The sequence below is a fragment of the Streptomyces sp. NPDC039609 genome, from assembly GCF_055596705.1.
Genome location: NZ_JBVIUJ010000013.1, coordinates 155,024 through 168,688, shown reverse-complemented (window position 1 = coordinate 168,688; position 13,665 = coordinate 155,024). Strand labels below are relative to the sequence as shown.

Here is a 13,665-nt window from a genome sequence, read left to right as displayed (position 1 = left end):
CTACACCCCCGCAGCCTTCTTCAGCGCGTCCACCCTGTCCGTGCACTCCCAGGTGAAGTCCGGGAGTTCGCGGCCGAAGTGGCCGTACGCCGAGGTCTGGGCGTAGATGGGGCGCTTCAGGTCCAGGTCGCGGATGATCGCGGCAGGCCGCAGGTCGAAGACCGTGCGGACCGCGTCCTGGATCGCCTCGTCCGGCAGCGTGCCCGTGCCGAAGGTCTCCACGAACAGGCCCACCGGCTCCGCCTTGCCGATCGCGTACGCGACCTGCACCTCGCAGCGTCGCGCCAGACCCGCCGCGACGACGTTCTTCGCGACCCAGCGCATCGCGTAGGCGGCGCTCCGGTCCACCTTGGACGGGTCCTTGCCGGAGAACGCGCCGCCGCCGTGGCGGGCCATGCCGCCGTACGTGTCGATGATGATCTTCCGGCCGGTCAGGCCCGCGTCGCCCATCGGGCCGCCGACCTCGAACCGTCCGGTCGGGTTCACGAGCAGCCGGTAGCCGTCGGACTCCAGGTTGACGCCCTCCTCGGCGAGCGCCTTCAGCTCCGCCTCCACGACGAACTCCCGGATGTCCGGGGTCAGCAGCCCCTCGACGCTGATGTCGGCCGCGTGCTGCGACGACACCACCACCGTGTCCAGACGTACGGGCCGGTCGCCGTCGTACTCGATGGTGACCTGCGTCTTCCCGTCGGGCCGCAGATACGGGACGGTCCCGTTCTTGCGGACCTCCGTCAGCCGGCGCGCCAGCCGGTGCGCCAACGCGATCGGCAGCGGCATCAGCTCGGCCGTGTCGTCGCAGGCGTAGCCGAACATCAGGCCCTGGTCGCCGGCGCCCTGCGCGTCGAGCGCGCCCGAGCCACCCTCGACCCGGCTCTCGTACGCGGTGTCCACGCCCTGGGCGATGTCCGGCGACTGGGCGCCGATGGAGACCGACACACCGCAGGAGGCACCGTCGAAACCCTTGGTGGAGGAGTCGTAGCCGATGTCGAGGATCGCCTCGCGCACCAGCTTCGCGATCGGCGCGTACGCGGTGGTGGTCACCTCGCCCGCGATGTGCACGAGCCCGGTGGTCAGCAGCGTCTCCACCGCGACCCGCGCGCCGGGGTCGTCGGCGAGCAGTGCGTCGAGGATGGTGTCGCTGATCCGGTCGGCGATCTTGTCGGGATGTCCCTCGGTCACCGACTCGGAGGTGAACAGGCGCCGGCTGCTCATGCCTGGCCCACCTCCTGGCGCGTGTCCGCGAAGAAGTGGGTCCCGATGGCGGCGAGGGTCCGGATCTCGTCGACCTGCAGGGTCTCCATCCGGATGGACCGGCCGCTCTCCTGCTCCAGCAGGAAGACGAACTCGACGAAGGACAGCGAGTCGATGAGACGGTTCTCGATCAGGTCGAGGTCGGGGGCGATGTCCTCGCGCTCGGGGTGACGCTCGAGGATCCAGTTCTTCACCTGCTGCAGGCCGTCGGCCATGGTTGCTCTCCTTTTAGCTGCGGGGTACGGAAGGGGTGGGGGGCGCGACGATGATCGGAGCGGCGACCGCCACCGCGTAGTCCACGTCGTGGCTGATGGACACGGTGATCTCGGTGATGCCGGACTCGGCGGCCATCTCGGCCGCGCTGCGGTGCAGCTCCACCAGCGGCCAGCCGCCTTCGGAGCGCCGTACGACGATGTCCGGCCAGGGCAGGAACCTGCCCCTGACCCGGAGGGTCTTGAATGCCGCTTCCTTGGCCGCGATCCGTCCGCACAGGCTCAGGACGTCGAGCCCGGTGGAGGTGCGGCAGTCTGCGAGTTCGCCGGGGGTGAGCATCCGCTCGAAGAACGTCTCGCCGTACTCGGTGAGAAGCCGGCGGACACGGTTGACGGACACGATGTCCATGCCGAGGTTCGCCCAGCCCAGGCCGCCCGCCGGCGGGGCGGCAGGTCGGGCCGGCACGTCAGATCACCGGCCCGGCCGCCACGCTGACGTCACTCGCGTCGGCCCGCATCCGGGCGTTCGCGTCGAGGACCGCCCGGGTGGCCGCGTCCCAGCTGCCGTGGCGCCGGGTCAGCGCCGACAGCCAGCGCTCCAGGCCGAAGGCGACGCAGCTGGTGAACGCCGGCCCGCCGGTCGACGCCAGCGTGATGGCGCAGCGCTCGCCGAAGAAGTTGCGGTGCGTGTTGACCGAGGCGATCGCCAGGTCCTCGTACAGGAACTCGTGCTTCACCGGAGTGAGCCGCTGGAGCACCGCCTTGGATCCGCCCTTGTCGAAGAACGGGTCGCAGGCGGCCTCCCGGCGCAGCGGCAGGTCGAGCGCCGCGGCGAAGGAGTGGATGCGGTCGGTGAAGTCGACGAGATGCGTCTCGGCGTGCTCGCGCCCGCCGATGGCGACGATCTCCCGCATGCGGAAGCCGAGTTGGCGTCGCATCCCCTCGTAGTGGGTCTCCTTGCGGAAGCACCAGGAGCAGACGGTCACCAGGGTGTCGTCGGCGACCTGTCGGCCCTGGTGGTCGAGGTAGACGGCATAGCAGGACGCCGAGGGCAGTCCGAGCGCGGCGGGTTCGAGCGCGTCGCACGGAAAGCAGCCGGTGTCGGAACAGAAGGTCGAGGTCTCGCGGCGCTCCAGGTCGAGCGGGGCGGCGACGACGGCCTGGTGGGGGAAGTTGTCGTAGTAGTCGAGCCGGGCCAGGTCGGCGGCCGGCAGGAGCGGGGGCATGGTCATCGGGCGGGCGCCCGCGGTCACTCCCCAGCTCTCGAAGGTGTCGTCGAGCAGCCGCAGCAGCGCGGTCGCCTCGGGGCCGAGGGACGGCAGTCCCCTGGCCTCCCCGGGGGCCCCGACGCTCGCGGGGGTCGTCACGGTCATGGTGGATTCACCTCTCGGGTGCGACGGTCCGGCGGCCGTCAGACGACGGGCAGGGTGTCGTCGGAGAAGATCCCGGTCTTCAGGAAGAAGGCGAGCGGCTTGCGGATCGCCTTGCGCTCGTACGGCCGGCGGCGCTCGTCGGCGACCAGCGCGTTGCGCAGGGCCAGCGGGTCGGCGACGCCGGCGTCGCGGTAGACGTGCGGGTTGTAGAGGGAGTTGATGCTGTAGACGACGTACCGCTTCAGATACGCCTCGACCTCCGCGACCCGTGCGGCGGGCACCGCCTCGCGCATCCGGGAGAAGAGCAGCGAGACGAGTTCGCGGCCGAAGGCGATGTGGCGGGACTCGTCCTGGTGGTGGATGCGGTTGACCTCGCGGATGGTGCGGCACAGGGAGTCGTCCTGCGCCATCCGCATGTTGTAGTGGTCGACGAGCTCCTCGAAGAACAGGATGCGGGCGAAGACCAGGAAGTGCTCCACCTCCGGCTCCCAGGCGGAGTCGGCGCGCATCGCGGTGGAGCCGTAGATCTTGTTGCCGTAGCGGCGGCAGAACTCGGCGAAGAACCACATGTGTTCGTTCTCTTCGCCGATGAAGTGGTGGAAGAAGTCCGAGGGGACCTCGAAGCCCGGCATGTGGATACGGCCCACGACCTCGATGAGGAGCTCGCGGATGCCGTGCACGTTGAGGCTGTAGAAGTTGATCGACTCCCACTTCGACAGCTTCTGGATCGTCTCCTCACCGAGCTCCTCGTAGTACGGGGTGCCGTGGACGGTGAGCAGCTCCGGCGTCATCCACAGCTGCTTCTCCTCCAGCTGGTCGGGCCAGTCGAACTGCTGGTAGGGGTTGTAGTACTCCTCGATGGAGCGGGAGCTGAGCCGCTCAAGGACTTCCATGAACCGGTCGGTGACGGGCAGGGGGGCGCTGACGCCCATGGAGAGCTCCTAAGGACGGGGAAGCTGGTCAGGGCCGGACTTCGTAGACCGCGTTGACCGGGGTCTCGGTGGCGCGGCGCCAGCGGGTGAAGCCGGCCTCCTCGGCGATGGCGCGGAAGGCCTTCTCGCCGGAGTGGTTGCCGAGCGCGTGCGGGCCGCGCTGGGCGACCGCGACGGGCAGGCACATCACGGCGGACAGGGCCATGAACATGCGCGCGGCGGGGGTGTTGGTGTCGATGTCGGCGGGCGAGACGTTCGACTCGACGAGCATCCAGGTGCCGTCCGCGTCCAGGGACTTGTGAACGTGCTGGGCGGCGGCGACCGGGTCGCCCATGTCGTGCAGAGCGTTGAAGAAGCAGACCAGGTCGTAGCCGGAGCCCGGGTAGTCGTCGGCGGAGGCGACCTCGAAGACGACCCGGTCGGACAGGCCTGCCTCCTCGGCGAGCTGCCGGGCGATGGAGATGGCCTCTTCGGAGTAGTCGAAGCCGTGGACGGTGGCCAGGGGGAACGCCTTGGCGATCAGCAGGGTGGTGTGGCCGACACCGCAGCCGACGTCGGCGACGGTGCCGCCCGCGGCGAGCTTGTCCGTGACCTGGTGCAGGGCCGGCAGCCAGTCCGGTACGAGCTTGTGCTCGTACGTGGGCTGGAAGAAGGAGCCCATGCCGGTGTCGAGCGCCGCGTCGTGCTCGGCCCAGCCGACGCCGTCGCCGGTGCGGTACGCCTCGACGAGCAGGTCCTCGGTGGCGTACAGCGCCTTGAGGGCGGTGAAGAACCCGGCGGCGAAGGTGACGGCCTTCGGGTCGGCGAGGACCTCGACGTGGTCGGCGGGGAGCGTGTACGTGGCGGCGCTCGGGTGGCGTTCGACGTAGCCGGCGGAGAGCTGCGCGTGCAGCCACTCCTCGATGTAGCGGGGGTCGGTGCCGGTCCTCTCGGCGAGCTGCCCGGAGGTGAGCGGACCGGACTCGGCCAGGGCCTTGTAGAGACCGAGCCGTTCACCGAGGGCCACGGTCAGGCCGCGGACGGCGGCGCCGGCGTCGGTGATGACCTTCTGGTGGAAGTCGTGGGCGCTCATACGGGAGTCTCCTCTCGGGTCGGGGGGCGGCCGGTCGTGGATCGGGCGCCGCGGCGGTCCGAAGAACACGCCGCCGGGCGGATCGCGGCGGTCACGCGGCGAACCCCGAGCCGGTTCCGGAGGCTCCCGGCAGGTCGCAGCTGAACAGGAAGGACCGCGGCACGCCCGGCACGTTGCGCGCCGGAACCGGGTACGGCCAGCGGTGGAAGTCGGCGCCGTCCTCACCGGGCTGCTTGACCTCGCGTACGTCCCAGCCGCAGGCGGCGAGCAGCGCCTCGGGCTCCTCGGTGCCGAAGAGCCACGGATTGCCGTCCTCCCTCAGGGCGCCGAGGAACGGACGCGACAGCGGGTTCTCCAGGGCGGCCCGGGAGATGACGTCGCCGAGCAGCACGGAGCCGGGCGCCGCGTGGGCGGAGAGCGTCGAGATGAGGGTCCGTACGGCCTCTTCGGGGAGGAAGAACAGCAGGCCCTCGACCACCCACAGGACGGGCTCGTCGCTCTTCCAGCCGGCTTCCTTCAGGGGGCCGGTCCAGTCCTGGGTCAGGTCGACCGGGACGGTGATCCGGGTACGGCCGGCCGGGAGGGGCTCGTCGGCGAGCATCTTCGCCTTGGCCTCCAGGAGGGCCGGGCGGTCGAGCTCGTAGACGGTGACGCCGTCGGGCCAGGGCAGGCGGAAGAAGCGGGTGTCCATGCCGGCGGCGAGGAAGACGACCTGGCGGATGCCCCGCTCCTCGACGGCGCGCACGATGGCCCGGTCCAGGTAGGTGGTGCGGATGGCGAGGAACGGCACGGTGCCGGCCCCGGCGTAGCGCTCGAGCAGTTCGAAGCCGATCTCGTCGGCGACGGTGCGCGCGTAGGGATCGGCGAACAGCCGGTCCTCGCGCTCGGTCTCCAGGGCGCGCGCTGCGGCGGTCCACTGGGCGGTGCGGGATACGGCCTCCACAGGAGGTCCCCCTTCATGTGATGGAGAGATTCGGACGGCCGTGTTCAGGCGCTGACGCGCGCACAGGCAACGGGGTCCTCGGCCGCGGGCATCGACGACAGATGCGCGGCCTCGGAACCGGCGGGACGGCGCCGGAAGATGCTGTGCAGGATCATGCTGAACACGGCCGTCCCGTCGGCGGCCACGAGCGTGCACCGCGGTTTGACGGTGCCGGTGGCGGGATTGAACGGCGACGGGGTGGAGCCAAGGATCTCCACACGGGCGGTCAGGACGTCCCCGGGTCGTACGGGACGCAGGTAGCGGACCTCGTCGATTCCGGGCGAGCCCGTGCAGGCGCTGTAGGCGAGCAGTCCGTCCACGTAGCGCCGCATGAACATGGCCTGGGTGTGGAAGCCGCTCGCGATGAGTCCGCCGAACTGCGAGCGCGTGGCGAGCTCGGGGTCCGTGTGGAAGGGCTGTGGATCGAAGCGCCTGCCGAACTCCAGCACCTCCTCCGTGGTGACGGTGACGGTGCCCAGTTCATGGACGTCGCCCGGCCGGAAGTCCTCGAAGTAGCGCATCCCGCGCCCCCCTTGACCTAAAGGATGGTCGTTCCCTGGCGTTCTCTGACATCACCCAATCTACGAATGGCTCATTTATTTTGTCAACCCAAAAGAAGGCTCATGTGCCCCCAGCCGCCCGGCCCTTCACCGCCGCCGAGCGCCTGCTCGAAGTCCCCCCACAGGTCCTCGACGTCCTCGATGCCTACGGACACCCGCACCAGGCCGGCGCCTATGCCGGCCGCCTTCAGCGCCTCGGCGTCGAGCTCCCGGTGGGAGGTGGACGCGGGATGGGTCACGAGCGTCTCGACACCGCCGAGGGAGAGCGCGAGCCGGGCGATCCGTACCCGCTCGATGAACGCCCGGCCCGCCTCCCGGCCGCCCGCCAGCTCGAAGGAGAGCAGCCCGCCGCCCCCGGAGAGCACCTTGCGGGCCGTGCCGTACGAGGGGTGGCCCACGAGCCACGGATGATGGACGGCGGTCACGTCCGGGCGGACCGCGAGCCGCTCGGCGAGAACGGCGGCGTTCGCGCAGTGCTCCCGCATCCGCAGCGGCAGCGTCTGCAGCCCGCGCAGCGTCAGCCAGGCGGCGAACGGATCGGCACAGGCGCCCAGTTCGACCGTTCGCGGCCACACCGCGCGTCGCAGCCCGTCGTCCGCGAAGACCGCCGCGCCACCGAGGACGTCCGAGTGCCCGGAGAGGTACTTGGTGGTGGAGTGGACGACGATGTCCGCGCCGAGCTCCAGGGGGCGGCAGAGAACCGGCGAGGCGAGCGAGTTGTCGACGACGGTGGCCACCCCGAGACGTCGGGCCGCCGCCAGCAGGCCGGGCAGCTGCGGGACGTGTCCGGTCGGATTGGCGATGGTCTCCAGGACGAGCAGCCGGGTCCCGCGTGCGGCCGCCTCCTCGAACTCGGCGACGTCGTCACCGGAGATGTACGTGACCTCGATCCCGTACCGCTCCGCGAGATCCGACAGGACCGCGTACGTCCCTCCGTACAGGCACCGTTGCGCCACCACCCGGTCGCCGGGCCGCAGCAGGGCGAGCAGGACACCGCTGATGGCTCCCATGCCGGAGGCGAAGGCGAGGGCGGACGCACCGCCTTCGAGCCCGGCCAGGGTCCGCTCCAGGGCTCGTACCGTGGGATTGCCCCGCCTGCTGTAGACGTACCGGCCGTCGGGGCCCGCCATGGCCTCGGCGAGCGCGTCGGCCGAGTCGAAGGCGAAGGCCGAGGACTGCACGAGCGGTACGGAGAGCGGCCGACCGCCCTCCTCGGGCGGCTCGTCGACGACGTGCACGGCGCGGGTACGGATGTCCATGACTGCTCCCTGAATCGGATACGGAAAAGGGGCCGCCCGATGTCCTGTGGACGGACATCGGGCGGCCCCTCGGTCGGCGCGGTCGCGCCTCACGCGGAGACCTTTTCCCCCTGCGGGGCGGGGGTGGACTCGGCGGCGAGGGACGTGTCGCTCTTCATGACGAGGAGCGTGATCACACCACCGACGGCGGCGATGATCGCGGCGCCGACGAAGGCGGCCGAGAAGCCGTCCGTGAGGGCGGGCAGGTCGCCGATCCTGTCGGCGCCCTGGGACATGGCGACGGCGGTCAGCGCGGCCAGACCGAGGGCGGAGCCCACGTTGTAGGTGGTGTTGACGATGCCGGAGGCGAGACCGGCCTGCTCCTGCGGGGCGCCGGCCATCGCGGCGATCATCGCGGGGATGTAGGCGAGGGACATGCCGAGCGCGGCGACCAGCGAGGCGGGCAGGACGTCGACGAGGAAGCTGCCGGTCGGCGGGACGGCCGCCAGCCACACGAGCCCGGCCGCGAGGACGAGCAGGCCGCCGGCGATCAGCGGCTTGGCACCGAACCTGCCCATGAGGCGGGCGGTGATGGCCGTCATGAAGATCATCAGCAGGACGGTCATCGGGAGCAGGGCGGCACCGGAGGCGAAGGCGCCGTACCCGAGGACCTGCTGCAGGTAGAGGTTGAGGAAGTACCACATCGGGATCCACGCGGCGCCGAGCAGCGTCATCGCCAGGTTGGCCGAACCGAGGCGCGGGACGCGCCACACGCTGAGCGGCATGAGCGGCTCGCGGACCGACTTCTGGATCACGAAGAAGAGGATGAGCAGGACGGCGGCGCCGACCAGTTCCAGGATGGTGGCGGTGGAGCCCCAGCCGACCTCGGGGGCACGGACGACGGCGAAGACGGCGAGCGCGAGACCGGCGGTGACGGCGACGGCGCCGAGGATGTCGACGGAGCCGCGGCGGGACTCGACGGCCGGGAGCAGCTTGGTGGCGGCGAGGGTGGCGAGGCCGATCGGGATGTAGACGATGAAGACCCACTGCCAGCTCATCCACTCGGTGAAGACACCACCGAGGAAGACGCCCGCGGTGCCGCCGGCGGGGGCCGCGGCGCCGTAGAGCGCCATCGCCTTGCCGAGCTCCTTCGGGTCGTGCATGAAGAGCATCATCAGCAGGGTCATGGCGGAGGGCGCGATGAGCGCACCGCCGACACCCTGGACGGCGCGGCCGACGATCTCGACCCAGGCGGTCTGCGCGGCGGCGGCGACGACCGAGCCGACGATCATGATCGCCCAGCCGGAGACGAAGATCTTGCGGGCGCCGACGAGGTCGGAGAGGCGGCCGCCGAGGAGCAGGAGTCCGCCGAAGACGATGACGTAGGCGTTGAAGATCCACTGGAGCTCGCTCTGCGAGAAGCCCAGGTCCTTCTGCATCTCGGGGAGCGCGACGCCGATGATCGACGTGTCCATGATGACCATGAACTGGGCGGCGGCGAGCACGACAAGTGCCCACCAGCGCCGGGGATTGACGGTTGACATTGCCCTGCTCCTTCTCTCGCACATACCCCTAGGGGGTACCTTCGCGGAGCACCGTAGCATACCCGTGGGGGGTATGTAAGGCTGCGATGAAGGGGGAGTTGGAACGCGAGCTTCCAGGGTCTCGGGGCGGCAGAATGCAGCCATGACCGAACCTTCGGACCCCGCCCTGCTCCAGCGCTGGAACGCCACCCTGCGCGCCGCCCGCACCGGCCACGAGGGCCCGGACCCCGCCCCGTACGGCCGGAATCTGCTGACCCGGTGGGCCGAGCCGCAGCGCAGGTACCACACGGTGGACCACCTGCGCGCGGTCCTCGACCGCATCGACGAGCTCGCCGATCAGGGCGGCGAGGGCGGGGAGTTGGAGCTGGTCCGACTGGCCGCCTGGTTCCACGACGCGGTCTACCGCCCGGAGCGCTCGGAGAACGAGGAGCGCTCGGCGGTCCTGGCCGAAAAGGCCCTGACCGAGGCGGGCCTCACGCCCCACGAGGTGGCGGAGGTGGCCCGCCTGGTCCGCCTGACGATCACCCACGACCCGGCGGACGGCGACATCAACGGCGAGCTCCTCTGCGATGCGGACCTGGCGATCCTGGCGACGGGCGAGGATACCTACAGGGGGTATGTGCGGGCAGTCCGCGAGGAGTACGGCTTCGTCCCGGAGGACGCGTTCCGCCAGGGCCGCGCGGCGGTCCTGCGCCAGCTCCTCGCCCTGCCCCGCCTGTTCCGCACCCCGTACGGCGCGGCGGCCTGGGAATCGGCGGCCCGCCGGAACCTGGAACGGGAGCTGGCGACCCTCGGGGCCTGACGGGCCGACACCTGCTCCTCGTACAACCTTTCACTCCGTCATGGGTCACATCAGGTGTGGCGCACGGTGCGCCTGATGCTTGTGAGGGAGAACAGAACGTGGCGCACGCCCGCTCGACCCGGCGGCGGCTCATCGCCGCCACCACCACCGTTCTCGCCGTCACGCTCGGCGCGGGCACCCTGTCCGCCCCGGCGCACGCCGTCACCACGGCGGACGTGGCGACGACGGCGGATGCGGCGAACACCGCCGCGGCCCCTATCGCCTTCCCGAAGAACGCCAAGCTGATCGATGCCGGGCTGGGCCACTTCACCACGCGGGCCGACGGAAGCCTCACCACGGCGGTTCGGTCGATCAAGGACGGAACCGGTACGGGCTACGGGTTCCACACCTCCATCCGATCGTCGCGGACCACGGACTACCTGGTCTTTCCGATGACCTACCAGGTCACCCTCCGGAACCTGAGCACCATGTCGGCGCTCGACGTCCCCGTCGGGTCGGCCGCCGGCGCCACCTACGTCGGATCGGCGGCGAACGCGGTGTTCACGAGGTCCGCGGACGGCACGGTGCGGCAGCACAGGCACCCTTCCGAGGGTGGCACCGTGACCGTGACCGGCCTCCCGGCCGGGGCGAGCGCCGTCTCGGTCACCCCGGGCACCCCGGACGACGCCCTGGTCACGTTCATGGACGGCACAGGGAAGAAGTGGGGCCTGCTCGACCTCGCCACCGGAACCGTCGACGAGATCCACCACCGCACGCCGACCTCCGGCAACGGCGACATCGCCGTCTCGCCGACGCACGTCGCCTGGACCGATGGCGACGAGACCGACCGCCCGACGGTGTACCTCCTGGACCGGGCCACGGACACGGTCGCGGAGGTCCCGGTCGAGGACGCGTACACGAACGACCTCCAACTCGGCCTGGTCGGCGGCTGGGTGGTGTACGGCGAGGCCGGCGGCCTCTCCAACGGCGACACGAACCCGCTGTACGCCCTGACCGCCTACCACCCGGCCACCGGGGCGAAGGTGAAGCTGCTCGACCACCTGACGTCGTCCTCGGCGGCTCCCGACGGTCTGTACGTACGCGGCGGCACCCTCGCCCAGGGCGAGGGCCTCTACAAGATCGTCCCCGGCGCGGACGGGGCGGCTCCGGCCGTCGGCCTGGTGGCAACCACCGGCGAGCCCACCCACGTCGTCATCGGCGCCAACGACATCCCCTCCGTCGTCGACCTCGACAAGAACGGCGGGAAGGCGGCCTTCACCTGGGGACTCTCCCGGAGCACCGTCAAGGTGGACGTCACCCTGCGCCACGTCCGGACCGGGAAGGTCCGCACGTTCACCGAGACCCACCCGTACAACCCGAGCGTGACGTTCACCTGGGACGGCATCATCGGCTCGGACTTCACGAGCGCCTACAACGGCGACTACACCTGGCAGCTGACCGCACGGCCGCTCAACGGGATCGGCCCGGCCACGACCGCCTCCGGCACGTTCAAGGTCACCCGCAAGGCCGCGCCGCACGACTACGACGACAACGGCTCCCCGGACCTGCTCTCCCGCGACGGCTCCGGCAGGCTGTGGCGGAGCGACACCAGCTTCTACGAGGAGTTCGGCCAGGTGACGGCCCAGTCGCGGAAGCTGATCGGCACCGGCTGGGGTGGGTACAACCAGATCGAGGCCGCGGGGAACATCGCCGGCGCCGCCCACGGCGACATCGTCGCCCGCGACACCGCCGGCGTCCTGTGGCACCACCTCGGCAACGGCGACGGCACCTTCGCCGGCCGCTACAAGATCGGCTCGGGCTGGGGCGGCTACACCAAGATCGCCGCCGGAAGCGACCTCAACGGCGACGGAAAGCCCGACCTCGTCGCCACCGACGCCTCGGGCGCCATGTGGCTCCACAAGGGCACCGGCAGCTGGCGCACCCCGTACGCGACCCGGGTGAAGATCGGCACAGGCTGGCAGGGCTACAACCAGATCACCGCCACCGGCGACATCGCCGGAGGCGCCGCCGGCGACCTCGTCGCCCGCGACGGCGCGGGTGTCCTCTGGGCGTACCTCGGCAAGGGCGACGGGACCTTCGACACCCGCATCAGGATCGGCGCCGGCTGGGGCGGGTACACGCACCTCGTCGGCGTCGGCGACGCCAACCGGGACGGCCGCGCCGACCTCGTCGCCGTCGGCCCGACGTCCCGGGACTTCTACCAGGGCACGGGCAGCTGGCGTGCTCCCCTGGGCGGCAGGCAGTCGGCCTCCCTGCCCTACGTCGGGGACGCGGGCAGCCACGTGGTCTGACGGCACCCGGCACCGGTCCCGCCGCAGGTGCGGCGGGACCGGTGTCCGTATCGCGAGACGACCTGTCCCGGGGGAATGTCAGGCACAAACCGCAGGTTGACGCATGTCATGCCGTCAACCTCCGCCGAGCGCACCGCACCCCCGTCCGCCCCCGCAGCCACCCGTATGCCCCTGGCCGTCTACATCCTCGGCCTCTCCGTCTTCGCGCTCGGCACGAGCGAATTCATGCTGTCCGGCCTCCTCCCACCCATCGCCGACGACATGAACGTCTCGATCCCCCGCGCCGGCCTCCTCATCTCCGCCTTCGCCATCGGCATGGTCGTCGGCGCCCCGCTGCTCGCCGTCGCGACCCTCCGGCTCCCCCGCAAGACGACCCTGGTCACCCTGATCACCGTCTTCGGCCTCGGCCAGGTCGCCGGCGCCCTCGCACCCAACTACGCCGTCCTCTTCGCCTCCCGGATCGTGAGCGCGCTCGCCTGCGCCGGCTTCTGGGCGGTCGGCGCCGCCGTCGCCATCGCGATGGTCCCCGTGAGCTCGCGGGCCCGTGCCATGGCGGTCATGATCGGCGGCCTCTCGATCGCCAACGTCCTCGGCGTCCCCGCCGGCGCCTTCCTCGGCGAACACCTCGGCTGGCGCGCCGCGTTCTGGGCGGTCGGCGTGGCCTCGGCGATCGCGCTCGTGGGCGTGGTGACCCGCATCCCGCACATCCCGCTCCCCGAGACCAAGCCCCGCCTCAAGAGTGAGCTGGTGATCTACCGCGACCGCCAGGTCCTGCTCTCGGTCGTGATCACGGCGCTCGCCGCGGGCGGTGTCTTCTGCGCGTTCTCGTACCTGGCCCCGGTCATCACGGACGTCGCCGGGATCGACACCCGCTGGGTCTCCGCGATCCTCGGCCTCTTCGGCATCGGCGCGCTGATCGGTACGACGATCGGCGGCCGGGTCGCCGACGCCCACCTCTTCGGGGTCCTGCTCACGGGCATCACCGCCTCGACGGTCTTCCTGGTCGCCCTGGCCCTCTTCGCCTCCAGCCCGGTCGCCGTGATCGCCCTGTCCTTCCTCCTCGGCGTCTCGGCCTTCTACACCGCGCCCGCCCTCAACGCCCGCATGTTCAACGTGGCCGGCGCCGCCCCGACCCTCGCGGGCGCCACCACCACCGCCGCCTTCAACCTCGGCAACACCGCGGGCCCCTGGTTCGGCGGCACGGTCATCGACGCGGACTTCGGCTTCGCGGCGACCGCGTGGGCCGGAGCGGCCATGACGGTGGTGGCACTGGCGACGGTCGCGCTCTCGCTACGGCTGCACAAGTCCCGCTCGCGCGTGGTGGCCTCCTCCACCCCGGAGCGGGAGAAGGCCGTATCGGCCGGCTGAGCCCACCGGGGCCACGCGGGTGAGCCCACGAGGCCCCGCC

General features: G+C 71.1%; 13 protein-coding genes. 3 read left to right on the top strand and 10 right to left on the bottom strand.

Annotated elements, in window-relative coordinates:
* The 10 genes from metK to ACZ561_RS32390 form a co-directional block, all read right to left on the bottom strand.
* Positions 1-1,212: a methionine adenosyltransferase gene (gene metK, locus ACZ561_RS32435; RefSeq protein WP_471001879.1), complete on the bottom strand. Its 1,212-nt coding sequence runs from the start codon at positions 1,210-1,212 to the stop codon at positions 1-3.
* Positions 1,209-1,466, bottom strand: a complete 258-nt coding sequence (locus ACZ561_RS32430) for a phosphopantetheine-binding protein (RefSeq protein WP_376441598.1) — start codon at positions 1,464-1,466, stop codon at positions 1,209-1,211. Before ACZ561_RS32430 ends, metK begins: the two co-directional genes overlap by 4 nt.
* 13 nt (positions 1,467-1,479) lie before the next feature.
* On the bottom strand, positions 1,480-1,929 hold the full coding sequence (gene acpS, locus ACZ561_RS32425) for a holo-ACP synthase (protein ID WP_471001875.1): 450 nt from the start codon (positions 1,927-1,929) through the stop codon (positions 1,480-1,482).
* Between the two features lies 1 nt (position 1,930).
* Positions 1,931-2,836 carry a class-II aminoacyl-tRNA synthetase family protein gene (locus ACZ561_RS32420; RefSeq protein WP_471001872.1) on the bottom strand — a complete coding sequence of 302 codons (906 nt, stop codon included), beginning with the start codon at positions 2,834-2,836 and terminating at the stop codon, positions 1,931-1,933.
* A gap of 38 nt (positions 2,837-2,874) precedes the next feature.
* Positions 2,875-3,768: a diiron oxygenase gene (locus tag ACZ561_RS32415; RefSeq protein WP_471001870.1), complete on the bottom strand. Its 894-nt coding sequence runs from the start codon at positions 3,766-3,768 to the stop codon at positions 2,875-2,877.
* 28 nt (positions 3,769-3,796) lie between these two features.
* On the bottom strand, positions 3,797-4,840 hold the full coding sequence (locus tag ACZ561_RS32410; RefSeq protein ID WP_471001868.1) for a class I SAM-dependent methyltransferase: 1,044 nt from the start codon (positions 4,838-4,840) through the stop codon (positions 3,797-3,799).
* A gap of 91 nt (positions 4,841-4,931) precedes the next feature.
* Positions 4,932-5,783, bottom strand: coding sequence for a class I SAM-dependent methyltransferase (locus ACZ561_RS32405; protein WP_471001864.1), 852 nt, complete (start codon positions 5,781-5,783; stop codon positions 4,932-4,934).
* A gap of 44 nt (positions 5,784-5,827) precedes the next feature.
* Positions 5,828-6,343, bottom strand: coding sequence for a MaoC family dehydratase (locus tag ACZ561_RS32400; protein ID WP_471001861.1), 516 nt, complete (start codon positions 6,341-6,343; stop codon positions 5,828-5,830).
* 83 nt (positions 6,344-6,426) lie between these two features.
* Positions 6,427-7,641, bottom strand: coding sequence for a trans-sulfuration enzyme family protein (locus ACZ561_RS32395; RefSeq protein WP_471001858.1), 1,215 nt, complete (start codon positions 7,639-7,641; stop codon positions 6,427-6,429).
* Between the two features lie 89 nt (positions 7,642-7,730).
* A complete protein-coding gene (locus tag ACZ561_RS32390; protein WP_471001855.1) occupies positions 7,731-9,164 on the bottom strand; it encodes an MFS transporter in 1,434 nt (477 codons plus the stop codon).
* Between the two features lie 142 nt (positions 9,165-9,306).
* On the opposite strand from ACZ561_RS32390, the gene ACZ561_RS32385 reads away from it, so the two are divergent.
* From ACZ561_RS32385 to ACZ561_RS32375, 3 genes are all read left to right on the top strand, one after another.
* The gene (locus ACZ561_RS32385) at positions 9,307-9,966 is read left to right on the top strand and encodes an HD domain-containing protein (RefSeq protein ID WP_471001852.1); all 660 of its coding nucleotides are present in this window, start codon (positions 9,307-9,309) and stop codon (positions 9,964-9,966) included.
* Between the two features lie 98 nt (positions 9,967-10,064).
* Positions 10,065-12,257 (top strand): FG-GAP repeat domain-containing protein, encoded by a 2,193-nt coding sequence (locus tag ACZ561_RS32380; RefSeq protein ID WP_471001848.1) that lies wholly within the window; start codon positions 10,065-10,067, stop codon positions 12,255-12,257.
* Between the two features lie 165 nt (positions 12,258-12,422).
* Positions 12,423-13,625 carry a Cmx/CmrA family chloramphenicol efflux MFS transporter gene (locus ACZ561_RS32375; RefSeq protein WP_471002086.1) on the top strand — a complete coding sequence of 401 codons (1,203 nt, stop codon included), beginning with the start codon at positions 12,423-12,425 and terminating at the stop codon, positions 13,623-13,625.
* The last annotated feature ends 40 nt before the right edge of the window (positions 13,626-13,665 follow it).